Source organism: Haemophilus influenzae (assembly GCF_019703545.1).
Lineage (GTDB): Bacteria > Pseudomonadota > Gammaproteobacteria > Enterobacterales > Pasteurellaceae > Haemophilus > Haemophilus influenzae_E.
Window position 1 is genome coordinate 1,270,589 of the sequence record NZ_AP018771.1, and the last position, 21,117, is coordinate 1,291,705.

Here is a 21,117-nt window from a genome sequence, read left to right on the forward strand (position 1 = left end):
GCATTTGCAGCCCTTTTTTAATGGGATTTTTACCCCACCCATCTCACCACTTCATCTAACGCTTTACGGGATTTTTTCGCAATATCGCGTGAGCGATAGCCAAAGGTTGCGGCGACAGAAACCGCATATTCTTGAAGATCGAATAATCCTTCTTCGGCGAGGCATTCATTCATTTTGTCGTAATGAAAACCTTCAATTGGGCAAGAGTCGATGCCAAGGGCTGAAGCTCCAGTAAGCATATTTGCAAGGGCAATATAAGTTTGTTTACTGCACCAATCAAATAAAGTGCGGTCGTTTTCGAGTAATTTCATATCTTCTTCTTGCAGGGCTTTGTATTTTGCGAGGGCGGCTTTTTGTTGCTCTGCGTTCAAGCCTTTGCGTGCCATCACATCCACAAAAAACGGACTATCATAACGGGCATTTTTCTTCGCGAGAATTACCACAAGATGACTGCAATTATCAAGCTGATTTATCATTCCCCAGCTAAAAGGTTTCATTTTTTCGCGTAAGGTTTTATTTTGAATCACTAAAAATTTCCAAGGCTCAGAGCCTACAGAACTCGGCGATAATCGACCGCACTCTAAAATACATTCAAAATCTTCATCACTGATTTTTTTTGCGGGGTCGTAATAACGTGTTGAGCTGCGTTGATGGAAGAGTTCAAGAACTTGTTCACGAGTAAGTTGAGTCATTTTATTTCCTCTTTGTTAAACAAAAATGTGGTGCCATATTAAAGATTAGTTTTTGCTAAAACAAGGGAAAGATTCTAGAATAGTCAGCACTTTTATCACAGAGAGTGAAAATAATGACAAGAATTGCAATTATTCCTGCGAGAGCGGGTTCTAAAGGAATTAAAGACAAAAATTTACAGCTTGTGGGTGGTGTTTCTTTGGTGGGGCGTGCGATTTTGGCAGCGCAAGAATCGGGTATGTTTGATCAAATTGTGGTGACATCAGACGGTGAAAATATTTTAAAAGAAGCCACAAAATACGGCGCAAAACCAGTGGCACGCCCTGAAAGTTTAGCTCAAAGTGATACACGCACCATTGATGCTATTTTGCATTGCTTAGAAACACTCAATATTTCACAAGGCACCGCCGCACTTTTGCAGCCAACCAGCCCATTGCGTAATGCTTTAGATATTCGTAATGCAATGGAAATTTTCCTTGGCGGCAAATATAAATCAGTGGTTTCCGCTTGCGAATGTGAGCATCATCCTTATAAATCCTTTACTTTAGAAGGCACTGAAGTTCAGCCTATTCACGAATTAACGGATTTTGAATCCCCTCGTCAAAAATTACCGAAATCTTATCGTGCAAATGGTGCAATTTATATTAATGACATCGAAAGTCTCTTTGAAGAAAAACGTTTTTTTATTGCGCCAATGCGTTTTTATTTAATGCCAACTTATCGTTCCATTGATATTGACTCCACACTTGATTTGCAATTAGCCGAAAGTTTAATTTCAAAAGAATTCTAAAAAAATTGGCCGCACTTTTGATCTGCACTCCAAAAGTTGGATTAAACAACCAACTAAGGTGCAGATTTTTTATGACCAAATACAATTTTTTTCAAGCAACAAGTCATCGAGTTTTATCTTCAAAATAGTAAAAATTGTTGATTCCCCTGCAGGTGCTGTGTCATCTGAATTGTTACTTGTAAGTATTGTTATTGCTAGATTTGTGTAATTTTGATTTTACTCTGTATAACTAAAATCTAAAGTGCCCCCTAAATTCTATTCATTTTTGCGAATAACTATTCATCATCATTTAAGATTCAAAATTTCAATCTATGTTTTTTCAGGTAGGGAATGATAGGGCGGTTATCTGTAAAAATAAAAATTTTCGCAGGAGATTTTTTTTTGTGAATTTAATCACTTCTAGCCACCAGCAAAAAAGAAAAATGTGATCTATTTGACAAATTTTCTAATTCACAAAAGGAAGGGATAAAGCATCTTGTTTCTAATGCTTGTCGTGCAATGATGAGTGATGATTATCGCTAGTAGCTAGAGATTAAAAGGTACTCCTAAGGGGACGCCCCTTTCCACGGGGTTTCAGGCTCGCAGTTTTCGGCTAATTTTTAGGTTTCTAGGCATCATCATCTTTCATCTAAAATATTAATTTTGCGGTTGTAAAAATTGAGTTGAATGTACGGTTTTGACAGGTAAAACCCATAGCGATTTTACCCCCCCCTCGTGCGTGCGCGCGTACTGGTCGCAAAACTCAATAAAAAAGGCTCAATGCACTACATCAAGCCTTTTTACATCGGTGTAACCGGTGGATTAATCCGCTTTGCTATCCGTCGTTTTTTACCCTTCAACGCGCTCAATATTGAGCCGGTCAATCTGCTCTGCCACTTCCGAAAACTTATGGATTAGATAGCCGCTTACCTGATTAAATGCCTTCAAAAGTGCGGTCTGTTCTTGGGTTAAATTGGTGCCCTTGGCTAATTCATTAAATAACTTTCCACCACCTTTTAATCGCTCCACTAAATCAACACATTCCCCACGCATTTTTAGTTTGTGGTGGAAGTCGCCCTGGTAAACTTCTAGACATTTGCGGTTACTATCATGAATTAGCTTAAATTGGCGGGAAAGCTGGCTATATTCCGCCACCAATGGATTGATAGATAGTTTCCCTTAGTATTTGTTTTTAGTCTCTCTATGCTCGTTTCCTTGCGTATTTTTAACTAAACCAAAATTGGTTTGGTTGGCATTTTTAACCGAATCATTTTTCGCTTTCGCAAATTCGCAGCCTGTTTCGCAGTTTCTTTTTATAAAGCCAGTATCATCAAGGGTTAACTGTGTTTTGTTTCGTTTCGCAGTTTCGCAATTTCTTTCGCAGTTTTGAACGTGTTTTCCATTCACTGGCGCACGATTATCTTTCCACTGTTGAAGCTGCGCCATTGGATTAGTTGGTTTCATTTTCTTCCCCTTTTAAAATCGTGATCACGTCTAACACTCGACCGCAAATATCAGTTTGTCCTATTTCGTGCTTACATCTGATTTTTGCCTGTAAAGCCTCTCTAAGCGTGCCATATTCGCCCGCTATGAATTGGTCGCCATTGTCATAAACAAAGATTAATTGATAGGGTAGGTTCGGTTTAATCATCATTTCTTTCAATCTCCCCATCTAAGCCACCAGCAAGATAATATTCGTTTAAGCTGGCGGTTTCTCTTAACGCATTGAGAAGATAGGCGTTTGCCTTGATTAATCCCCCGATATGTTTCACGTTATCGTTACTCATTGCCTCCCGTGTAAAATCCTGCTCTGTGTCGGCAAGATTGCCTAGGGTTTGCATTAAATCGCCTAAGTGCATTAAGCCATATTCGATAGATTCGCAAAGATTTTCAGATTCACAGTGTAAGTCTGTTAATTTTTCCTTACTCATTGGTACAGGGATTTGCTTGTAGTTGTTAATGTCGTTAAAGTCCGCCATCTCTTGAAGTGCAGATAAAATTGATTGATTAAACATTTGCGCCCCCTTGTGTTACAGGTACAGAAAGGGTAGGAAGTGCCGCTAAAGTGCGGTTATTTTGAGGATTGATTCTCGCTACCACCGCAATAAAACGATAATCAGCAGATAGGCTCAAACGTGCCTGTTCTTCGGTGGTAGAATTAAGAGATATGACGCATAAGTTAAAATGCGCTTGTGTGCGATTGACGCAAAGAAATTTGTAGATCATTTCTGCGGTGTCCTGTGATAAATTTTCAGAATCTACCGCTAGACTTTCCACGGTCGGGCGGTAGAGCGTAGCAAGGTGGAAAACTGCCATCACAGGAAGACAGCCCGTCATAGACGGCTCATTACGCTCTACCATTGAGAGAATGATCGGATTTAGATTGAAAACAAAATCCGCATATTCTTTTGGTGTGCGAATGTTACGAACAAAAAAAGCACGGTCTAATGGCGTGCTGTCGTTCGCCTGTGATAGATAATTCAGCTTTCCACGGCTGGCAATCACTTTTTGCGACTGCGTGAATATATTGGCAAAAATATGGGGAGTTTGTAAAGTAGTTTTTGAAGGTTATTTCGATTTTTTGATAGTAAAAATTTTACCCAACTTAGGAAAAAATTTTAGATGCCCTGCGCATTTTTTAATCGTTTTTATGTTGAGTTGGGTAAAAATTTTACTAAGTCAGCGTATTTTTAGCACTCTCATTGGGTAAAATTTTTACTACCTTTATATATTATAGCCATAGGCTATGTTTTTTTATTGTGTTTTTTATCTGTAAAATTATTTAAAAAATGAACGATAAATATAATTTGGTCTTTCGCAAAAAATTCGGGACAAAAGCTAAAATGACTTTTTCCATTTATCGCTCGGGCTTTCTGTCGCTTTGATAAATATTCCCGCCTTGTTTACATCATTTAGTGGAAAGCACGTTAAGGCATAAAGTGAGCATTGATTCTTGCCACCTTGTCGGGTAGTTTCAATAAAGCCGTTCTGTTCAAGCTCTTTTAGTCCGGTTCTTAGACTAGGGGCGGATAAGTTAAATTCTTGCTTAGATCGGCTTTGTGGTGCGGATAAATCCCCGTTATTCTTACGGTTATATTTTGCCAATAAGTGTAAAAAAGCCACTTTTGCGGAATTGCTTAAGCCTAAGAAGCTAGGGCTATTGATTACATCATGCCGTAAGGCAGTGAATGTACTGTCATTAATACTTTTTTTCAGTTCGCTACGTTTACCGCTTCTGCCTTTTCTTTCTGCGTAACCCGTCATATAATAAACCCGTTTAATTTGATAATTTAATCTTGCCTATGCCTCATATTGTAAAGCATAGGCATTTTTGTTTTATGCCCTATGCTGCTTTCGGTAACTGCTTACGCAAAAAGTAAAGCGCGCTTTGTTCCAGTTTGGTTTTACGTGTGTAATATTCCATGCCTAGCTTAATCATCACCGCATTTTCAGAAAGCAAATCATCAACAAGTTGTAGCTGTGCTTCGCTCAAACAATGGCGAATTTCTTCGCTGGTGGAATAGCCATTATCAATTAACCATTTCTTGCGGCTTTTACCTAATGCCACCACATAAACCAGATTATTTTCACGGCTATAAGCGCGTTCATCTTTTCGCCCTGTCGTGTCTTGAATGAACTTAATGGCTTCATTCATGCGGTGCTGGTCGCTAGCCAATTTTCCTTTAGCAATAATCCAGTTTTTCATAGTGTTAAATTCGGCAATGTAAGCCTCTTTGAACTGCATTGCTTTCTTGCCGGTAAATCCCATCGTTAACAACGTAAACCCGTCTTGGGTCATTAAGTAGGTTGGTTGCATTTTGCCGCGTTCGTCTTTGTATTTTGACGGCTTAAAATTGAGCCGCCAAAATTCACCGGAACAACCTAGATTTTCAATAATGCGCAAAACGTTTTTATGCTGCTTACCAAAAAACTGTGACACTTTGCGGGTGTCTGTCATTGCCACGGTTTCCTTGTGAAATACTTTAGGAAATACCGCTGTTTCATTAAGTTTTGTTAAGGTTTTCATGTCGTTTTTCCTTCTAAACCCTTGCCGTTTTCTAAGCGGATCTTTATTGCTCAAAGGTGCCTTTTAATTTTTGCCCCGTAAAATGTCAGGTTTTGCCGGTGGATCTTTTTAATCTCTCCATTCGATTAAATAGTTCCCTCATTCCCCACGGAATCACAAAAGGGCGTGTCGGCGGAAGCTTGATTTCTATCGGCTCGCCGGTGATTAAATCCGTGCGTTCAGTTCGCCCCCTGTAACGCGGTAAAGGTTCGCCCCGCTGTTGCATTTCCGCTTTCTCCTGCTCAATAAGCTCTACTGCTCGATAGTCATTCAATAACTCGCTAGCTTTTACGCGTAGTGTGTGCGGTTGCATTTTTTCCGCCCGTTCCTCGCCTAATACCATTTTCAGGGCGTGGGTTGCATTGCCGTTTCTTGCGTAGGCTTTGGCAAATTGCCGCCGAATTTCCCATCCGTAACCCATTTATTCCCCCTAGATTTCCCGTAGTTGCTTTTGTGCGATTTCAATCAAGCTATCTACATTGCCTAACTGCTCGTGAACAATCTTCCAAATATCGGCGGGGGTGTGGTTGCCTTTAAGTTGCTTCCCTTCCGCCATCGCTCCGCTGATTTCGTGTAACTTGGCTACATAAGCCCGTGCCAGTTGTAGCGTAGGTTTTTGTTGAGTGTCGTTTTCTTGGTTTGTCATTGCGCCCCTCCTAGGTCCACCACCGGCAAGGTTAAATAATCCCGTTCGGTTTTCGGGTTGGTAGCCAGTACCTCAATTTGTCGTTTCAAGTCGTCAATATCTGATAGCACTACACTCAATCTATCTAAAACGAACTCTAAGCCGTCTTTGTGAGTGAATGGGATTTGTACTTTTTTCCCATCCCCGGTGGTTGTTGTTTTGGTAATTTTGCCATCTAATGTCGCGTCTGCTATTTCGTAGATTTCCTCAATAGCGCTGTAAATACCCCATAGCGTCGCCGTGTTGCGGATTTCTGGTTGGGTTGGTTGTTTGTATTGCTCATTGTTAAAATCCCTCTATGCTCGTCTCATTGCGTTTTTGGCTTACTGTGTTTTCATGTAGAACATAAACGCCTACACGGTGGGTTAAGCCGGTGTTGTCGGTTTCCTCTCGGTAGAAGGTATCGATTAGATAACCTTGATTGCGTAATTCTTTAATGCGTGCCGGCGGGTAATAAACGCCCATTTGTCGTAGCTCGTTGGTGCTGTGTGGGCGTTCTCTTAACCGTTCAATGGTGAATCGGCGTTGTTCGCCCGTGCTGGTGGTGGAAATAATCATTAACGTCCTCCTACGCTCTCGCTTCTGCCAGTTTGGTAATGTAAGAGTTGATTTCACTTTCCAAGTAACCGACTGAATTAACCCCTAATTGAATTTTCTTTGGAAAGTCCGGGCGGTAACGTTTCGATTTAGGGTTTTGCCAATCGGCAAAGGTGGATTTGCTTACGCCTAACATTTTCATGGTCTCAAGGCGGCGGATAATGCGATCAGTTTGATTCATTGTTTTACTCCGTACTGGTTGGAATGGTTAAAGCCGTTTGGGGCTTCGTTGTGTCGGAGTGGATTGTAGAAAAGTGAAAATATTGAATCATCGCAACGAAAAAGATATTTTCGTTACGAAAAAATAGGATTGATTTTTAAGGATTTTTAGCAGATATGAAAAACGCCCTGAAATGGGCGTTGGTGGATTATGGTTTTAGTCTTTTGTTGGCATTGGCAAAATATTCTTCGATTGTTCGTTGTTTTAAGCCTTTTGCAGAAATATTTTCATTTTGGCGACGCTCTAAAATCTTGTCTATGATTTCACTTTGTGTCCATTTCTTTGCTCTAGTACCTACGATCTGTAAAACTTCGCCTAATAGATACATAGCATTATCTAAATCTAATTTGTTATTGTAATCTACGTCACTATCTAAACTAGCTAAAAATTCGTTTAAATGCTCTGCTTGAATAACGAAAAATGCACCATCAATTTCACCTAGCCCAGCACAAGGGTAACTAAAAGTTGTATTTTTAAATTTTTTAGTATCAATTTTTTCTCTAATTTTAGCTTTTTCTAGTTCGGGTATATCTGATTTTGCAAGTTGTTTTTTTATATCGTTACTAATTTCCTTTTGGAGCTTAAGATATTCATCGGGGCTTAGTTTAGTTTGTCTTTCTATAACTATCCCATCTTTATTCTTTACATAGAAACCATTCAGATTAAATATATCTACTATTGGTAAACCATGTTCTTCTTTTAATTGCCATTCAAGATCTATTTTTTCATTTCCTATTAATTTTAGCTCCCATACACCAGCTCTAAATTCTCTAACATTATCATCAATTTTTATATATTCTGTTTCACTACATCTTTGATATTCAGAATATATAAAAGGGTGACCGTCAAATCCTATGATTTCTTTTTTATTCTGTTTTATAATATTTTCATCTGTTGTTAGATCACAAATTTTGCCAGTCCAGCTATGAGGAAAATATACTGAAACCTTAAGCTGCTCATCTACCGATAATTGTAAAACATCTGCGTTTGTTACTTTTTCGCCTAATTCAATACTTAATCGGTGGGCAGCTTCATCAATGGTGAGCCATTTTTTTAATTTATAAAATTTCTTCATTTGTTCAATCTTAATATTTAATCTACGGTGTTTTTAAGTAGTAAAACGCCGTCAAAAACGACCGCACTTTACCTGAGGTTTCATGAGACTAAGCCACAATCTTTAAATGAAATTGCGGCAAAGTGCCTTGTGAGGATTGTTCTACAAAATCCGACCATGCTTGCAATAGCTTGAATCGCTGTTCTAATTTTTCCCCTCTGTCATAGGCAGTTTTTACTCGGTCTGAATTGAGGTGTGATAGTGCTACCTCAATCAAATCACTATTAAAGCCCTGATCGTTTAAATAGGTGCTAGCGATACTGCGTAAACCGTGCGCCACCAATTTACCAGCGTAGCCCATTCGCTTAATCGCGGCGTTTGCCGTTTGCGTATTAACGTGGGATTGTGGGTTCTTTACACTGGGGAATAGGTAAGTTTTTCCACCACTCAATTTTTTAATTTGTCCTAACAGGGCTAAGGCTTGCCGTGATAACGTGATTCTATGTTCAATGCCGCGTTTCATTTGCTCCGCTGGAATAGTCCATATTCTGTTTTTCTCGTCAATATCCTCCCATTTCGCCGTAGCCGCTTCGTTCGGTCTTGTCATGGTGAGCAGTTGCCATAAAATCAAATAACGCGTCTGTAAGTGAATCTGAGCGTTTTGTAGTGTGAACATAAATTCACTTAAGTCCTCCGGCTTAAGGGTTTTGAAATGTTCAACCGTTGGGCTGTCAAATTCCTTTGCGATATTTGCCGTAGGATTAAAAGAGATTAAGTCTCGGTGTAGGGCATAAGTCATGATCTCGTTATGTTTCTGAATCGTCCGTTTGAGCTTTTCTAAATGCCCTTCATCTTGATACTGCTTAAATGCCTTTAATGCCATTGGCGCGGTAATTTGGGAAATAGGCAAATGGCCAAAATGCGGTAATAAGCAACGATTAATCAGGCTTATAACGTCTTTTTGATAATTATCTGAAAAGTTCTTTTTGGTTTTGCGATACTCAAGCCATGCCCACGCTACTGCTTCATAGGTATTATTCAGCTCATTTTGCTTCTCTTGTTCTTGCTGTTGGCGATAGATTGCCGGATCGATATTCTGCGCAAGTAAAGATAAATACTCATCTCTGATTGCTCTTGCCTGCTGTAAGGAAATATTAGGGTATTTGCCAACGCCGATTAACGCCCTTTTCTTTGGTTGCGTGAAAGGCTTGTAATAGTTAAACCGCCATAACTTAGCCCCATTGGGCTTAACCAACAGATAAAGCCCTTTGCCATCGGATAGGGTAAATTCCTTTTCCTGCGGCTTGGCTTTATCTATTTTAGTGCTGTTTAGCGGTGTGATTGTGCGTGCCATATTGCTTCTTTCTGAGAGTTGAAAACCGTTCTAAATAACTCAGACGGTGATTCAGATTTTTAAAAATTTAGATATAGCTAAAATATCGTTAACGCTTTTTTCTAACAGGTTTTGTACGGTTTTAGTTATACCTATTTTGTTATACGGCTGTCAGTATAACTAAACGTATAACTAAAATTCAAGGATTTTATAGGATTGGATAGGAACGCTTAGGATATAAAAAAAGCCTTGAAGTCATTATTTTCAAGGCTTTAAAGTCTTTCATAGGACTTGATAGGTTTATTTTGTGGTGGAGCTGGGGGAAACCGATCTAGATATATATCAACTTGTTTTTAATAAAGATATTTTATAAGTAAATCAGCTTTACTACTATGCTTACTACCATAAAAAACAAGACGCTAATTCAGATAATATTTTCTCTTTTAGGGACGGCGATTGTATCATCAAAACTTGCATTTACTTGAGTAATTTTGCGTTAAAGAATTTGATAATAAGGATCTGAATGGCGGTAGATCTGAAAAGGGTTCGGAAAGGATCTAAAATTGCGTTGAAATCGACATCTTTAGTGTGCGGGCGTGGCGAGGTTTGACTGCGATTTTTCATGCGTACAATGAGGCGAAAAATCGGGCTGAAATAAGGATTTAAGATTTGTCATATTGATTGATTTGATATAATACACTGGGGCTGTACTAATACTATATAGGACAAAAACAGCTCTTTTAGCAATAAAAAACCCGCATTTCTGCGGGCTGTTTATTTTTGAAAGGATCTAATTTAGCAATTTGTAATCGGAGAACGTGATCACTTCTTCTCCCACCCAACTATTAATCTCTTTCAATCGTTCTTGCAATGGGATTATCTCATTGATAAAAAACACTCGCGTTGCCTTTTCAACGTCACCAAAGCCGCCTGTATTATTCGGCACAATCCCCATTAATTGAGGTGGCACACGGTGCGCTGCTAACACATCATCACGGCTTGCGTTCTTAATATTTAGGAAGTCATCTTTGGCAATAGCATCTGACAATGGAATAACTTGCATTCCATCTTTCTTCCCATTTGGGATATACACAAACAAATTTTTAAAGTTGCCAGTGCCTTTTGTTTGTCTGATTTGCGTTTTGATTGCTTCAATATCGTCTTGGTTCTGTGTTGGGTCAGTCATATAAATGATTGACCCAGCATGCGCACCGTTCAAATAATATTTACGGCGGAACAATGTGGCACTTTCATTTAAAAAAGCAGATTGTAACGCTGCCAAATATTCTGGCACGCCATAAATCTCTTGATTCACATCAGGATTAATCAAGTTAAAGACAGCACCTTTTTTAAATTCATATTCATCAAATCCATTCACAATCTGATAAAACACGCCAGCTTCAACACCGACACGCATATATTTAGCAAGAGGGGATTTTAACGAGACAACCTTACCAAACGAATTTACAGTTTTCTCAACATAAGCATTGCCAAAGACCAAGTAATCTTGCACCAGTTTTTCTAATTGGGTCCGAGGTAAAAGTGCGGTTGTTTTGCACGTTGAAAGTAAAATGTTTTTCTTCACAGTGATCGCACTGTTATGATGGGCTGAGGCATTTAAGGCTTTAGCCAAGTAACTTAAATTAATTGGCGGATTGTAATATTTTTCATACATCACCACGCTTTCGAAATAATTCAGTATTTCTGCACGGTCAATCACTGGAATTGGCTCCCCAAAGCTGAATGCCTGTGCTTGATTTCCAGTAGAAAGTGCGGTGGTTTTTTTTGTGTTTTTGCTCATTGGATTATCCTATTCAAAGGTAAATATTGTTGATTTGTTGCTTGATACATCGCCGCCGAAACCATAAGGCACATTTAAAATGCAGTTCATAATCGCCCATGATAAATCGCCGTGGCTTGCATCTTCCGAACGATCCGAAACATAAGTAATTTTCCCTGTGCCAGTAATGCGTTTTTTCACGGTCATAAAACTACTCACGATGTCATTGTCTCCACTATCAAATTTCAGGCGACGTTTCTGAATTAAATTTTGTGTTTTTAACACCATTTCATTTTTAAGATCGGCGTTATACTCTAGACCCTGTGCCATTGGATAAAATTTTCTCACTTCCTGATAAACGCCCGATCCCATACCCGTTTTATCAATCACGATGCGAGTCACATTGTAATCATCACAAAACTGCTTAATGCGGCTTGCTTGTGTTTCGTAATCCATACCGTGAAAAGTTTGTTTATGTAAAACTCGATAATCGCCCCCTTCCACTTTCGGCGGTGCAACAATCACTAATGCTGCACGGTCGCCAGTAAACGCAGGGTCATAACCTAACCACACTTCACGATTGCCGAATGGACGTTGATAAAATGGCTTATAATCGTGCCATTCTTCCAAGCTATCCACTTGGCAAAGTTGCAAGTCAGCAAATTTAAATGCCGAACTGTTATCATCGGCAAATTGACACAAAAACAACTGTTCAAATTCTTCTTTGCTGTTTTCTGCGATTAGGTCGTCAATGTTGAATAGATTGCACCCACCTTCCATTGCATCATAAATACTCACAATCTGTTTCCATTGACGGTCGGCACAAAGTTTTCCGCTCTTTAAGTTTTCGTGAGAAATATCGATTTCGATTTTTTCTGATTTCGCACGATTGCGATTAAACGCCTTGCCTGAAAAGAACGCATAAGCAGGGTGTGCAATTGTGGTCGGCGTTGAAAAATAGGTTTGACGATACATTTTTTGTGCTGCCATACCTGATGCCACTTTTCGCATCACATCAAATTTAGGCACCCAAAACACTTCATCAAAATATAAATTGCCGTGGTAGGATTGAGCCGTGGCGGAGTTCGTGCCAAGGAAAATCAATTCAGCCCCATTTGGAAGTTTGATGGTTTCGCCTTTTAAATCTACATCTGCCGTCTGTTTGGCATAATTCACAATGTACGAGCGAAACTGTAAGGCTTGTTTTTTACTGGCAGATAAGAAAATTTGATTGTGCCCCGTCGTCAAAGCATCAACAAAGGCTTCGTGGGCGAAATAGTAAGTCGCCCCGATTTGTCGGCTTTTCAAAATATTTCTGATTCGGTGTTCTTTCGCCTTGTGCCAAATGCGTTGATAATTAAACATCCCATCAAGAAAGCCATTAATCAGCAATTCTTCTTGCGCTTGGCTAATAGCATTAGGTTCGGCTTTCTTGCGTTCGCCCTTGTTGCGGTTCGCCAGTTTCGGATTTAAATCTACTTCATTGCCATCGCCAAAAGAATATTTTTTCACTCTCGCCATCCGTTCCATTTGGCGACCAAGTAAATCAATTTCTTTGTAATCTGAACCGCTCTTTTCTTCTTTCGCAATCAGCAAATTTAATCTTGTCTCAAGTGCTAATTCAACCCGACCGACAGGCGCAATATCGTCCCACTTTTCTCTGTCTTTCCAACTGGCAATCGTTGATGCAGGAATATTTAACTGGCGAGATATTTCAGCGATTTTATAGCCGCTAAAATACATTACTTGCGCCTGACGTTTAGTGTCAGCTGTAGTTTCTGATGAGATATTATTTAATTCTTCCACTATAAAAATCTTGTATTGTGTGTATACTTGTGTATAATTTATCGTGATTAAGACGATAAGGAGGAAGCATGCGATCCAGCGACTTAATCAAGGAACTTAAAAGTGCAGGTTGTACTTTTGTCAGGCACGGTAAAGGCGATCATCAAATCTGGCAATCGCCCATCACAGGGAAGACGTTCCCCGTACCACACCCAAAACAACACGTACCCATCGGCACATTAAGATCCATTAAAAAATCGGCAGGGCTTCTATAGCTCTGCCGAGCTAACCCACAAGGAGCGACTATGTTATTCACTATTGGCATTGAAACCCCAACAAACGAAAATGAAGCCTACGGCATCACTGTGCCAGCATTATTTACTGAAGAATATTCCTGCTTTAGTGCCGCTGATACCCTTGAAGAAATCCCAACGCAGGTAACTGATGCCATTCATTCCATCTTAGAAATGATGTTTGAAGACGGCTTAGATATCAACGAACTTCAAGACAAAGGCTATCGTCACTACCAAACGCAAGAAGATTTCAACTATTGCGATACTTGGTTGTTGCTTGATGTAGATATTTCCGCATATCAAGGCAAACGCCACCGTATTAATATCAGCTTGCCTGAATACCTTATCAAACGTATTGATAGCCGTGTTGCAAGCAACCCCATTTACAAAGACCGCAGCCATTTTTTAGCAGTTGCTTCACAAAAAGAGCTACGGCAATAATTTCCCCTACGCTTGACAAGCCCCGCTCTCAAGCGTAGGATACTGCTTACAGGGTCTCAAAAGCCCTAACAACAAACGGTCATTCACCCCGTCAGCGTGATTTTTTTGTACCCGCAAAAAGTGCGGTCAAAAACAACAATTTTTTATCAATGGTCGAGAGTGCGAGGAATACAATACCGCAAGGGAATAACTCCGCTTGATTTGTTGCAAGTTTTGAGCTCTCGACCGCCCGATTTTCGGGATTTCCATCAAAAGGAACAACAAATGACAACTCAAATCTCCACCTTCAATTTCAAATCTAACTCTATCCGTATCGAAGTAATCAACAATGAACCTTTCTTTGCATTGAAAGATGTTTGCGATGCTCTTGCGATCAAAGTAGCCAGCCCAGAACGTTTCAGATTAAATTTTGAGGGGGTTACAAGAAATGTAATCCCTACCTCAAGCGGAAACCAAGAACTAACTTTCATCAACGAACCGAACCTTTACCGCATTATTTTCCGCTCCAACAAAGCCGAAGCGATAGAGTTTCAAAACTGGATCTTTGAAGAAGTCCTCCCGCAAATCCGCAAAACAGGAAAATATGAAATAAGCCAACCTGCCTTGCCTATGCCAGAACCCACTTATGCGCAATCTTTTTCCCAACAAGATATTGACAACCTAGTATGGTTATTGTTTTCCCACGAAAGAATGCGTTTCTTATTGGAAAATCTGTATAAGCCGTTGGCATTATTAAATTCTCCTTTTGCTCCGCAAGTATATGGTAACGTCACTGAATACAAACGAGTTCATAAAATCGCCAAACCGCTAATTAAAAAACTGCTAGATAAACTCCAATCAGATAACCCTGAAAAATGGCGTCATCTCACACGCTATCTCAATAACGAAATTTGCTAATTCTCAACCGCACTTAGGTGCGGTTTTTTCTTGCCTGTCATCATAGAAATTCAAAGTGCGGTCGTCTTTTGGGGCGTTTTGTGAAAGGGAAGACAACAACGGCAAGCCGTGGCAACGCCTTGAAAACTCTTTCAGAATGAGTGCAATGATTCAACTCATCGAAAGGATAGAAAGCCAATGGCAAAAAAATCTAAATGGGTGGTTGTGGCGACAGAAGGCGCAACCACAGACGGACGCACTATTCAGCGCAACTGGATTTCAGAAATGGCAGAAAGCTATGACCCGAAAAATACCTACGGCGCACGAATCAATTTAGATCACATCAAATTTTCAGTTTATCTGCCAGAAATGGCGAACTCACATTGTTTTGGCGATGTGTTAGCTGTAAAAACAGAAGAACGTGAAGACGGCAAATTACAACTTTTAGCTCAATTACAGCCAACTGATGCGCTTATTGCCTTAAACAAAGAAGGGCAAAAAGTTTACACCTCCGTAGAAATTGACACCAATTTTGCCGACACGGGCAAAGCCTATTTAGTCGGTTTAGCCGTTACCGACAACCCAGCAAGTTTAGGCACAGAAATGTTGAGTTTCTCGCACAATGGCTTAAATGCTCGCAAGTTAAAAGCAGACAACATTTTCACAGCCGCTATTGAAACTGAATTGGAATTTGTGGAAGAAACACAAAGCATCTTTGAAAAAATCAAAGGCTTGTTTGCGAAAAAAGAAAAATCAGACGATGAACGCTTTTCTGATCAAACACAAGCCATTGAGCTTTTAGCCGAGCAAACCAAAGAAACCTTAGAAAAATTAACCGCACTTTCTGCCGATTTAGCCAAACAACAAGCCGAAATCGAAGAAATGAAAGCAGGTAATGCAGAAATCCAAGCAACTTTTGCAGAACTCAAAAAGCCGGTTGAACCCGAAAATCCTCGCCCTTTAGTTTACGGTGAACAACCTGAAACTGATGGCCGCTTCTTTTAATTTATCGTAGGAAAAAACCAAATGAATAAATTTACCAAACAAAAATTTAATGCTTACCTTTCTGGTGTTGCACAAGATAACGGCGAAGATGTGGCATTCGTTGCGAATGGCGGTCAGTTTACCGTTGAGCCAACTATTCAACAAAAATTAGAAAATGCCGTGCTTGAAAGTTCTGGTTTCTTAAAACGCATCAATGTCGTGATGGTGCAAGAAATGAAAGGTTCCGCATTACGTTTAGGCGTGCTTTCTCCTGTGGCAAGCCGTACTGACACCAACACCAAAGCACGTGAAACTACAGACATTCACAGCTTGCAAGAAAACTTATATTCTTGCGAACAAACCAACTTTGACACGCATTTAAATTATGCGACCTTAGATAGTTGGGCTAAATTCCCTGATTTCGCCGCACGTGTGGGCAAACTCAAAGCCGAACGCATTGCATTAGACCGTATCATGATTGGTTGGAATGGCACAAGTGTAGCCGCAACCACAAACCGCACAGAACATCCATTATTGCAAGATGTGAATAAGGGTTGGTTAGTCCAAATCGAAGATAAAGCCAAAGCCCGTGTGTTAAAAGAAATTGAAAAAAGCAGTGGCAAAATTGAAATTGGTGCAGGTAAAACCTATAAAAACCTTGATGCCCTTGTCTTTGCATTAAAAGAAGATTTCATTCCAGCACAATACCGTGACGACACAAAATTGGTTGCAATCATGGGTAGTGACTTATTAGCCGATAAATATTTCCCATTAATTAACCAAGAAAAACCAAGCGAAATTTTGGCAGGCGATACCGTCATTAGCCAAAAACGTGTGGGCGGGTTACAAGCCGTATCTGTTCCATTCTTCCCGAAAGGCACAGTGTTAGTCACATCGCTCGACAACTTGTCAATCTACGTGCAGGAAGGCAAAGTGCGTCGTCACTTAAAAGATGTGCCAGAACGCAATCGTGTGGAAGATTATTTATCGTCAAATGAAGCCTATGTTGTGGAAAACTACGAGGCAGTCGCGATGGCGAAAAATATCAGCATTCTTGAGGCACCTACGCCTATTTCGTCTGTGGCAGCATAACGGAATCAATTATGCGCCCAACTAAACGCCATTTTCTGGAAGTTTCTGCCGCGATTGCTAATGCGGCAGAAACCGAAGATCTAAGCGACTTTACGGAATATGACAAAATGTGCCGTATTCTTGCTCGCCATCGAAAGGATTTGAAAAACATCCAATCGACGGAACGCAAAGCCGCATTTAAAAAGCAAATTTTGCCTGACTATCTCCCATGGATTGAAGGGGCGTTATCGGTCGGAAGTGGTAAACAAGATAATGTCTTGATGACATGGTGCGTGTGGGCAATTGACTGTGGCGAATATCATCTCGCCTTACAGATTGCCGATTATGCCGTATTTCATGATTTACGCTTGCCCGAGCCATTTACCCGAACGCTTGGCACCTTGTTAGCAGAAGAATTTTCCGACCAAGCCAAAACCGCAAGAGCAGCTAATAAACCGTTCGACGAATCTTACTTAGCGCAAATCCAACGCATTACTGCCGATTGCGACATGCCTGATGAAAGCCGTGCGCGATTATTACGTGAATTGGGCTTGTTATTGGTTGAAAAGCACCCTGAACAAGCACTGGCATATTTAGAACGTGCTTTGGGTTTAGATCAGAAAATTGGCGTGAAAGGCGACATCAAGAAACTAAAAAAACAATTATCAACAACTGAATATTGATGTTGTTTTAATGCCCCGTCTAAATCGCCTGACCGACTTGGCATTTTTAGGAAAATTTTTCCTGTTTGAGCGTAGCGAGTTAAAAATTTTCCGTTAAGAAAATGACAACAAAGGGCAGAAAAGCGATTTAATCGGGGTGTGTTCTTTGGTTCTTTCTTGCACAAGCAAGAAAGAATATAAACCGAGCAAACCACGCAGCCGTCGGGCGGATTAAAAGTGCGGTCAAATTCTGACGGATTTATTGGCCGTGCTTAATTTAATCCTCACCCGACTTTTTTTATAAGGGTAAATCAATGAGCGACGGCGCAATATCAGTCAAACTTGCCCCCGATTATGAAATGGGCGAAGTACAGCAACAGTTAAATGATTACGATACCTTAGATGACATTATCAGTAATGATAGTTTCTTCCCCGATATGTCACCTTCTCAATTTCGTAATCAATACCGTGCAGACGGCACCATTACTACACAACGTTTACAAGATGCCTTAATTGAAGGAATGGCAAGCGTCAATGCAGAACTCTCCACGTTTAAAACACAAAGCAAACGCGACAGTTTAGAACAGATCACAGCCCCCTCCATCAATGGCGAAAGCGTGCTGATTTATCGCTATAAACGTGCAGTAAGTTGCTTGGCACTAGCAAACCTTTATGAACGCTATGCAAGCTATGACAGCACTAACGATGGCGAAAAGAAAATGGCGCAACTCAAAGACAGCATTGATGAATTACGCCGTGATGCTCGCTTTGCGATTAGCGACATATTGGGCAGAAAACGCGTCGATGCGGAGTTAATCTAATGCAAGTTTACGCACAACAAAATGACAATTTAGACGCCATTCTTTATCGCCATTTTGGACGAAGTGAAGGCTTACTCGAAATAACCTGCGAACTCAATCCACATTTAATGGATAAGCCCATTATTCCCATTGGTACGGTAGTCAATTTGCCAGAAGCCGATACAGAAAAAATCAGTGTGGCAAATGACACAATTCAACTTTGGAGCTGATATGCACGACACACCATCAAGAGCGTCTTACACATCAGGAATATTCGCTTTCTTAATTGGACGCATTGCCGATATGTTCTCAAATGTAAATTGGGCTGATGTCGCATCGATTACAGGTATTGTGATAGGTGTCGCCACCTTTCTTGTGAATTGGTATTACAAGAAAAAAGACTTTGAATTAAAAGAAAAAGAACTTAAACAACGGAGCCATTATCATGATTAAACGTTCTGCCAAATACATCTGTGCCATATCCGCTGTTGTTGGACTGGTGATTGCCACTTATGGAAATGACATTCGAACCTCGGAAAAAGGCTTGTTACTGATTGGTAATGCAGAAGGTTGTATGAAAAAGCCTTATCAATGCCCTGCTGATGTTTTAACAGTCGGCATAGGCATAACCGATGCTATTGAAAAAATTGACCGCAATAAAATTTACAGCTTACAAGAAATCGCAGAGTTATACGTAAAAGGCATTAAACAATCAGAAAAATGCGTTAATCAATACGCCAACGGGCAAACCATGCCACAAGGTGCATTTGATGCCTTAGTCTCCATTACATTTAATGTTGGATGCGGCAAATTAAAAAATAGCTCACTTTTTAAAATGGCACGCCAAGGCTACAGCAAAGCTATGTGCGGTCAGTTTGAGCGTTGGATTTATGCCGCAGGAAAACCATTAAAAGGATTGATTGAACGCCGACAAAAGGAGAAAGCCCTATGTTTAATTTCTTAACCGCGAAAGAAAGAAGCATTTTACTTATCGGGCCAATATTGCTTGTACTTTTGATTATGTTTCTGGGATTTGAGGCGAATTATTGGCGAAAAGAAATGCTCAAAGAAGAACAGCTAAAACTGAAATGGCAAAATTCTTACATTGAGTTAAATCATAGCGTTCACAATTTTGCCGAACAGCAAGCACAGCTAATCCAAGCCGTAAACAACCTCAAAGAAAAGCAAAATCAACAAACACAGGATTTAAAAAATGTACTTAAATCAAATCAAGATTGGGCTGATAGCCCTTTGCCTGATGATGTTAAACGCCTGTTCAACTCAGCAGGAAATCATTAAATCGCCGATTCTTTGTCCGCAAACCACAGAATGCAGTGCCTATTCGCCACAAATTCGCACCAATGGCGAATTAGCCGAAGCCTATTTACAGACACAGCACCACCTTGATTTGTGCATTATCGAGAACTCAAGTTTAAAAAAATGCATGGATGAATTTAATAAAAAGGAACAGCCATGACAGATCAATTCGACCGAGCACAGCAGCTTGAAGAAATGCAACGTGAAATCGCCCTGAAAAAACACCGCACTTTTAAAGCAGTAAGTCGCCTTTATTGTGAAGATTGCGATGCACCCATCCCAGAAAAGCGCAGACAAATGATTCAAGGCGTAACACGTTGCGTGACTTGCCAACAAAGATTTGAAATGCAACAACGGAATTTTCGCAAATGAAAAAACCAAACCAACTGCGCAAAATCCTTGAACAAAGTCACCCCGATTTTGTAAAAAATCCCGACCATCTACAACTCTATGTGGACGGTGGACAAATCGTCGCAACGGGTGCAGCATCATTTAGTTTTGAATATCGTTACACACTCAATGTCGTGGTAACTGATTATGCAGGCGATATTGCCACCTTGATTGTGCCAATGATGGCTTATCTGCGCACAAATCAACCTGAAATATTAGAAAATCCACAAATTCGAGAGAACGCATTTAAATTCCAGGTGGATTACAACAATAACCACACCGCAGATATTAGCTTCGAAATCCAACTCACTGAACGTGTCATTTCTAAAAAAGAGGGTAATAACGTACAAATTCATTACGCAAAAGAACCAACCGCACAGGAATGGGAAAGATTAGGGAAGATAAGTGTCTATTTAGGCGAAATTACAGATGAAAATTTAATTTTTTAAAGTGAAAAATAAAAATGAGCGATGGAATTGAACAAGTAAAACTCGCATTTACAGATTTATTAAAAAATATCAGTAAACCACGGAGACGGTTACTCTATCAACAAATCGGGCGGGAATTAGCAAGAAATCAGCGTAGAAGAATTAAAGCACAGCAAAACCCAGATGGAACACTATTTGAGCCTCGTAAACTAAGAAAACAATTTGGCAAAAAGAAAGGGCGAATTAAACGCCAATTAATGTTTAGAAAATTGGTCACGCCAGCTCACATGAAATTACGTTACCAAGAAAAAGGAATTTCACTCGGTTTTTATGGTGGAGATGCTGCGATTGCTGCAGTGCATCAATACGGGTTAAGTGCTAGCCCATCTAAAAATAAAGATTTCAAAGTGCAATATGCCCAGCGTGAATTGCTGGGCTTTACAGAAGAAGATATTGAAATGATTGAAAGATTTGTGCTTAGAGCTATAGCGGGTAAAGAATTTTAATTGGGTTAATTTACAATTTATGCTCTTTAGCAATACGTTTACGTTCAATTTCTGCTTTGATTTGTTCGGTATCGCCACCAAAAAACCAAGCAATAGTAAAGAAAATAACGATTGCAGCCAAAATCCAAAATAACCAACTATTTAAATAAATAAGAGGTGCAAGCAAAACAAGCATTACTGCTAACGTGATATACCAGAAATTAATCGCTAAAGATAATGCACCAACAAAAATATAACTAAATGCGGCTAATACTGCAGTACCAAATGCAATAAGTAAACCAACAATAATTGGCAAACCAATGAGCAAAACAAAAATTTCCATCGTTCTCTCCCTGTTAAGTTTGTTCATTATTTGTTCCTCATTCCTAAA

32 protein-coding genes and 1 pseudogene are annotated in these 21,117 nt (G+C 39.9%); 16 read left to right on the forward strand and 17 right to left on the reverse strand.

Annotation, left to right across the window (positions count from 1 at the left end; translation table 11 throughout):
- Nucleotides 1-29: 29 nt before the first annotated feature.
- Nucleotides 30-692 (reverse strand): NAD(P)H-dependent oxidoreductase, encoded by a 663-nt coding sequence (locus tag K6J66_RS06200; protein WP_038439734.1) that lies wholly within the window; start codon nt 690-692, stop codon nt 30-32.
- A 113-nt stretch (nt 693-805) separates the two neighbouring features.
- On the opposite strand from K6J66_RS06200, the gene siaB reads away from it, so the two are divergent.
- Complete coding sequence (gene siaB, locus K6J66_RS06205) at nt 806-1,480, forward strand: 5-acetyl neuraminic acid cytidyl-transferase (RefSeq protein ID WP_038439736.1); 675 nt, start codon at nt 806-808, stop codon at nt 1,478-1,480.
- 828 nt (nt 1,481-2,308) lie between these two features.
- Here the strand turns inward: siaB and K6J66_RS06210 are convergent.
- From K6J66_RS06210 to K6J66_RS06275, 14 genes and pseudogenes are all read right to left on the reverse strand, one after another.
- Nucleotides 2,309-2,923, reverse strand: a pseudogene (locus tag K6J66_RS06210) (hypothetical protein).
- Nucleotides 2,910-3,113: a hypothetical protein gene (locus tag K6J66_RS06215; protein ID WP_005657520.1), complete on the reverse strand. Its 204-nt coding sequence runs from the start codon at nt 3,111-3,113 to the stop codon at nt 2,910-2,912. The pseudogene K6J66_RS06210 and the gene K6J66_RS06215 overlap by 14 nt, the downstream one beginning before the upstream one ends.
- Nucleotides 3,103-3,474, reverse strand: coding sequence for a hypothetical protein (locus tag K6J66_RS06220; RefSeq protein WP_038439737.1), 372 nt, complete (start codon nt 3,472-3,474; stop codon nt 3,103-3,105). The genes K6J66_RS06215 and K6J66_RS06220 overlap by 11 nt, the downstream gene beginning before the upstream one ends.
- Nucleotides 3,467-3,964, reverse strand: a complete 498-nt coding sequence (locus K6J66_RS06225; RefSeq protein WP_038439738.1) for a host cell division inhibitor Icd-like protein — start codon at nt 3,962-3,964, stop codon at nt 3,467-3,469. Before K6J66_RS06225 ends, K6J66_RS06220 begins: the two co-directional genes overlap by 8 nt.
- 333 nt (nt 3,965-4,297) lie before the next feature.
- Nucleotides 4,298-4,723 carry a winged helix-turn-helix domain-containing protein gene (locus K6J66_RS06230; protein ID WP_038439739.1) on the reverse strand — a complete coding sequence of 142 codons (426 nt, stop codon included), beginning with the start codon at nt 4,721-4,723 and terminating at the stop codon, nt 4,298-4,300.
- Nucleotides 4,724-4,802: 79 nt separating this feature from the next.
- Nucleotides 4,803-5,486, reverse strand: a complete 684-nt coding sequence (locus K6J66_RS06235; protein WP_038439740.1) for a Rha family transcriptional regulator — start codon at nt 5,484-5,486, stop codon at nt 4,803-4,805.
- Between the two features lie 85 nt (nt 5,487-5,571).
- Nucleotides 5,572-5,946 carry a terminase gene (locus K6J66_RS06240; protein WP_038439741.1) on the reverse strand — a complete coding sequence of 125 codons (375 nt, stop codon included), beginning with the start codon at nt 5,944-5,946 and terminating at the stop codon, nt 5,572-5,574.
- A 9-nt stretch (nt 5,947-5,955) separates the two neighbouring features.
- Nucleotides 5,956-6,171, reverse strand: coding sequence for a hypothetical protein (locus K6J66_RS06245; RefSeq protein WP_005657503.1), 216 nt, complete (start codon nt 6,169-6,171; stop codon nt 5,956-5,958).
- 324 nt (nt 6,172-6,495) lie between these two features.
- Nucleotides 6,496-6,768 (reverse strand): helix-turn-helix domain-containing protein, encoded by a 273-nt coding sequence (locus tag K6J66_RS06250; RefSeq protein WP_005657496.1) that lies wholly within the window; start codon nt 6,766-6,768, stop codon nt 6,496-6,498.
- A 10-nt stretch (nt 6,769-6,778) separates the two neighbouring features.
- Nucleotides 6,779-6,988 (reverse strand): helix-turn-helix transcriptional regulator, encoded by a 210-nt coding sequence (locus K6J66_RS06255; RefSeq protein ID WP_005659586.1) that lies wholly within the window; start codon nt 6,986-6,988, stop codon nt 6,779-6,781.
- Nucleotides 6,989-7,175: 187 nt separating this feature from the next.
- Nucleotides 7,176-8,102: a hypothetical protein gene (locus K6J66_RS06260; RefSeq protein WP_038439742.1), complete on the reverse strand. Its 927-nt coding sequence runs from the start codon at nt 8,100-8,102 to the stop codon at nt 7,176-7,178.
- A gap of 88 nt (nt 8,103-8,190) precedes the next feature.
- Nucleotides 8,191-9,435, reverse strand: a complete 1,245-nt coding sequence (locus tag K6J66_RS06265) for an integrase arm-type DNA-binding domain-containing protein (RefSeq protein WP_005657489.1) — start codon at nt 9,433-9,435, stop codon at nt 8,191-8,193.
- Nucleotides 9,436-10,204: 769 nt separating this feature from the next.
- Nucleotides 10,205-11,215, reverse strand: coding sequence for a phage portal protein (locus K6J66_RS06270; RefSeq protein ID WP_110442646.1), 1,011 nt, complete (start codon nt 11,213-11,215; stop codon nt 10,205-10,207).
- Between the two features lie 9 nt (nt 11,216-11,224).
- Nucleotides 11,225-13,000, reverse strand: coding sequence for a terminase large subunit domain-containing protein (locus tag K6J66_RS06275; protein ID WP_110442647.1), 1,776 nt, complete (start codon nt 12,998-13,000; stop codon nt 11,225-11,227).
- Nucleotides 13,001-13,068: 68 nt separating this feature from the next.
- Here K6J66_RS06275 and K6J66_RS06280 point away from each other — a divergent pair, with 68 nt between their 5' ends.
- The gene (locus tag K6J66_RS06280) at nt 13,069-13,254 is read left to right on the forward strand and encodes a type II toxin-antitoxin system HicA family toxin (protein ID WP_005643265.1); all 186 of its coding nucleotides are present in this window, start codon (nt 13,069-13,071) and stop codon (nt 13,252-13,254) included.
- Between the two features lie 30 nt (nt 13,255-13,284).
- A complete protein-coding gene (locus K6J66_RS06285; protein WP_105899288.1) occupies nt 13,285-13,713 on the forward strand; it encodes a type II toxin-antitoxin system HicB family antitoxin in 429 nt (142 codons plus the stop codon).
- Between the two features lie 91 nt (nt 13,714-13,804).
- Here K6J66_RS06285 and K6J66_RS06290 read toward each other — a convergent pair whose 3' ends face one another.
- On the reverse strand, nt 13,805-13,984 hold the full coding sequence (locus K6J66_RS06290; protein WP_005672190.1) for a hypothetical protein: 180 nt from the start codon (nt 13,982-13,984) through the stop codon (nt 13,805-13,807).
- Here K6J66_RS06290 and K6J66_RS06295 point away from each other — a divergent pair.
- The 13 genes from K6J66_RS06295 to K6J66_RS06355 all read left to right on the forward strand — a co-directional run bounded on the left by K6J66_RS06295 (nt 13,978) and on the right by K6J66_RS06355 (nt 20,747).
- On the forward strand, nt 13,978-14,610 hold the full coding sequence (locus K6J66_RS06295) for a BRO family protein (protein ID WP_110442648.1): 633 nt from the start codon (nt 13,978-13,980) through the stop codon (nt 14,608-14,610). The two genes, K6J66_RS06290 and K6J66_RS06295, sit on opposite strands and share 7 nt — an antisense overlap.
- 177 nt (nt 14,611-14,787) lie before the next feature.
- Nucleotides 14,788-15,594 carry a GPO family capsid scaffolding protein gene (locus tag K6J66_RS06300; protein ID WP_110442649.1) on the forward strand — a complete coding sequence of 269 codons (807 nt, stop codon included), beginning with the start codon at nt 14,788-14,790 and terminating at the stop codon, nt 15,592-15,594.
- 21 nt (nt 15,595-15,615) lie between these two features.
- Nucleotides 15,616-16,665, forward strand: coding sequence for a phage major capsid protein, P2 family (locus K6J66_RS06305; protein WP_110442650.1), 1,050 nt, complete (start codon nt 15,616-15,618; stop codon nt 16,663-16,665).
- An 11-nt stretch (nt 16,666-16,676) separates the two neighbouring features.
- The gene (locus K6J66_RS06310) at nt 16,677-17,327 is read left to right on the forward strand and encodes a phage terminase small subunit (RefSeq protein ID WP_110442651.1); all 651 of its coding nucleotides are present in this window, start codon (nt 16,677-16,679) and stop codon (nt 17,325-17,327) included.
- Nucleotides 17,328-17,620: 293 nt separating this feature from the next.
- On the forward strand, nt 17,621-18,127 hold the full coding sequence (locus tag K6J66_RS06315) for a head completion/stabilization protein (protein WP_110442652.1): 507 nt from the start codon (nt 17,621-17,623) through the stop codon (nt 18,125-18,127).
- Nucleotides 18,127-18,336, forward strand: coding sequence for a tail protein X (locus K6J66_RS06320; RefSeq protein WP_021035391.1), 210 nt, complete (start codon nt 18,127-18,129; stop codon nt 18,334-18,336). Before K6J66_RS06315 ends, K6J66_RS06320 begins: the two co-directional genes overlap by 1 nt.
- Before the next feature lies 1 nt (nt 18,337).
- The gene (locus K6J66_RS06325) at nt 18,338-18,559 is read left to right on the forward strand and encodes a phage holin (RefSeq protein ID WP_105891216.1); all 222 of its coding nucleotides are present in this window, start codon (nt 18,338-18,340) and stop codon (nt 18,557-18,559) included.
- On the forward strand, nt 18,552-19,070 hold the full coding sequence (locus tag K6J66_RS06330; protein WP_070828303.1) for a lysozyme: 519 nt from the start codon (nt 18,552-18,554) through the stop codon (nt 19,068-19,070). The genes K6J66_RS06325 and K6J66_RS06330 overlap by 8 nt, the downstream gene beginning before the upstream one ends.
- On the forward strand, nt 19,055-19,405 hold the full coding sequence (locus tag K6J66_RS06335; RefSeq protein ID WP_110442653.1) for a chemotaxis protein: 351 nt from the start codon (nt 19,055-19,057) through the stop codon (nt 19,403-19,405). Before K6J66_RS06330 ends, K6J66_RS06335 begins: the two co-directional genes overlap by 16 nt.
- Nucleotides 19,320-19,583 (forward strand): Rz1-like lysis system protein LysC, encoded by a 264-nt coding sequence (lysC, locus tag K6J66_RS06340; RefSeq protein ID WP_105887896.1) that lies wholly within the window; start codon nt 19,320-19,322, stop codon nt 19,581-19,583. The genes K6J66_RS06335 and lysC overlap by 86 nt, the downstream gene beginning before the upstream one ends.
- A complete protein-coding gene (locus K6J66_RS06345; RefSeq protein WP_005633796.1) occupies nt 19,580-19,795 on the forward strand; it encodes a TraR/DksA family transcriptional regulator in 216 nt (71 codons plus the stop codon). The genes lysC and K6J66_RS06345 overlap by 4 nt, the downstream gene beginning before the upstream one ends.
- Complete coding sequence (locus tag K6J66_RS06350) at nt 19,792-20,262, forward strand: phage tail protein (protein ID WP_110442654.1); 471 nt, start codon at nt 19,792-19,794, stop codon at nt 20,260-20,262. The genes K6J66_RS06345 and K6J66_RS06350 overlap by 4 nt, the downstream gene beginning before the upstream one ends.
- 14 nt (nt 20,263-20,276) lie before the next feature.
- Complete coding sequence (locus K6J66_RS06355; RefSeq protein ID WP_105875359.1) at nt 20,277-20,747, forward strand: phage virion morphogenesis protein; 471 nt, start codon at nt 20,277-20,279, stop codon at nt 20,745-20,747.
- Between the two features lie 10 nt (nt 20,748-20,757).
- Here K6J66_RS06355 and K6J66_RS06360 read toward each other — a convergent pair whose 3' ends face one another.
- Entirely contained in the window at nt 20,758-21,096 is a 339-nt protein-coding gene (locus K6J66_RS06360; protein ID WP_146116898.1) for a hypothetical protein, read from the reverse strand.
- Nucleotides 21,097-21,117 lie beyond the last annotated feature (21 nt).

What these genes read in the sequence shown, in the direction of transcription:
- K6J66_RS06230 (WP_038439739.1), bottom strand. Translation starts at nt 4,723, where the DNA reads ATGACGGGTTACGCAGAAAGAAAAGGCAGAAGCGGTAAACGTAGCGAA.
- K6J66_RS06245 (WP_005657503.1), bottom strand. Translation starts at nt 6,171, where the DNA reads ATGACAAACCAAGAAAACGACACTCAACAAAAACCTACGCTACAACTG.
- K6J66_RS06215 (WP_005657520.1), bottom strand. Translation starts at nt 3,113, where the DNA reads ATGATGATTAAACCGAACCTACCCTATCAATTAATCTTTGTTTATGAC.
- K6J66_RS06220 (WP_038439737.1), bottom strand. Translation starts at nt 3,474, where the DNA reads ATGTTTAATCAATCAATTTTATCTGCACTTCAAGAGATGGCGGACTTT.
- siaB (WP_038439736.1), top strand. Translation starts at nt 806, where the DNA reads ATGACAAGAATTGCAATTATTCCTGCGAGAGCGGGTTCTAAAGGAATT.
- K6J66_RS06300 (WP_110442649.1), top strand. Translation starts at nt 14,788, where the DNA reads ATGGCAAAAAAATCTAAATGGGTGGTTGTGGCGACAGAAGGCGCAACC.
- K6J66_RS06270 (WP_110442646.1), bottom strand. Translation starts at nt 11,215, where the DNA reads ATGAGCAAAAACACAAAAAAAACCACCGCACTTTCTACTGGAAATCAA.
- K6J66_RS06265 (WP_005657489.1), bottom strand. Translation starts at nt 9,435, where the DNA reads ATGGCACGCACAATCACACCGCTAAACAGCACTAAAATAGATAAAGCC.
- K6J66_RS06320 (WP_021035391.1), top strand. Translation starts at nt 18,127, where the DNA reads ATGCAAGTTTACGCACAACAAAATGACAATTTAGACGCCATTCTTTAT.
- K6J66_RS06325 (WP_105891216.1), top strand. Translation starts at nt 18,338, where the DNA reads ATGCACGACACACCATCAAGAGCGTCTTACACATCAGGAATATTCGCT.
- K6J66_RS06355 (WP_105875359.1), top strand. Translation starts at nt 20,277, where the DNA reads ATGAGCGATGGAATTGAACAAGTAAAACTCGCATTTACAGATTTATTA.
- K6J66_RS06200 (WP_038439734.1), bottom strand. Translation starts at nt 692, where the DNA reads ATGACTCAACTTACTCGTGAACAAGTTCTTGAACTCTTCCATCAACGC.
- K6J66_RS06285 (WP_105899288.1), top strand. Translation starts at nt 13,285, where the DNA reads ATGTTATTCACTATTGGCATTGAAACCCCAACAAACGAAAATGAAGCC.
- K6J66_RS06260 (WP_038439742.1), bottom strand. Translation starts at nt 8,102, where the DNA reads ATGAAGAAATTTTATAAATTAAAAAAATGGCTCACCATTGATGAAGCT.
- K6J66_RS06345 (WP_005633796.1), top strand. Translation starts at nt 19,580, where the DNA reads ATGACAGATCAATTCGACCGAGCACAGCAGCTTGAAGAAATGCAACGT.
- K6J66_RS06330 (WP_070828303.1), top strand. Translation starts at nt 18,552, where the DNA reads ATGATTAAACGTTCTGCCAAATACATCTGTGCCATATCCGCTGTTGTT.
- K6J66_RS06280 (WP_005643265.1), top strand. Translation starts at nt 13,069, where the DNA reads ATGCGATCCAGCGACTTAATCAAGGAACTTAAAAGTGCAGGTTGTACT.
- K6J66_RS06255 (WP_005659586.1), bottom strand. Translation starts at nt 6,988, where the DNA reads ATGAATCAAACTGATCGCATTATCCGCCGCCTTGAGACCATGAAAATG.
- K6J66_RS06315 (WP_110442652.1), top strand. Translation starts at nt 17,621, where the DNA reads ATGAGCGACGGCGCAATATCAGTCAAACTTGCCCCCGATTATGAAATG.
- K6J66_RS06350 (WP_110442654.1), top strand. Translation starts at nt 19,792, where the DNA reads ATGAAAAAACCAAACCAACTGCGCAAAATCCTTGAACAAAGTCACCCC.
- K6J66_RS06360 (WP_146116898.1), bottom strand. Translation starts at nt 21,096, where the DNA reads ATGAACAAACTTAACAGGGAGAGAACGATGGAAATTTTTGTTTTGCTC.
- K6J66_RS06250 (WP_005657496.1), bottom strand. Translation starts at nt 6,768, where the DNA reads ATGATTATTTCCACCACCAGCACGGGCGAACAACGCCGATTCACCATT.
- K6J66_RS06295 (WP_110442648.1), top strand. Translation starts at nt 13,978, where the DNA reads ATGACAACTCAAATCTCCACCTTCAATTTCAAATCTAACTCTATCCGT.
- lysC (WP_105887896.1), top strand. Translation starts at nt 19,320, where the DNA reads ATGTACTTAAATCAAATCAAGATTGGGCTGATAGCCCTTTGCCTGATG.
- K6J66_RS06305 (WP_110442650.1), top strand. Translation starts at nt 15,616, where the DNA reads ATGAATAAATTTACCAAACAAAAATTTAATGCTTACCTTTCTGGTGTT.
- K6J66_RS06235 (WP_038439740.1), bottom strand. Translation starts at nt 5,486, where the DNA reads ATGAAAACCTTAACAAAACTTAATGAAACAGCGGTATTTCCTAAAGTA.
- K6J66_RS06310 (WP_110442651.1), top strand. Translation starts at nt 16,677, where the DNA reads ATGCGCCCAACTAAACGCCATTTTCTGGAAGTTTCTGCCGCGATTGCT.
- K6J66_RS06335 (WP_110442653.1), top strand. Translation starts at nt 19,055, where the DNA reads ATGTTTAATTTCTTAACCGCGAAAGAAAGAAGCATTTTACTTATCGGG.
- K6J66_RS06240 (WP_038439741.1), bottom strand. Translation starts at nt 5,946, where the DNA reads ATGGGTTACGGATGGGAAATTCGGCGGCAATTTGCCAAAGCCTACGCA.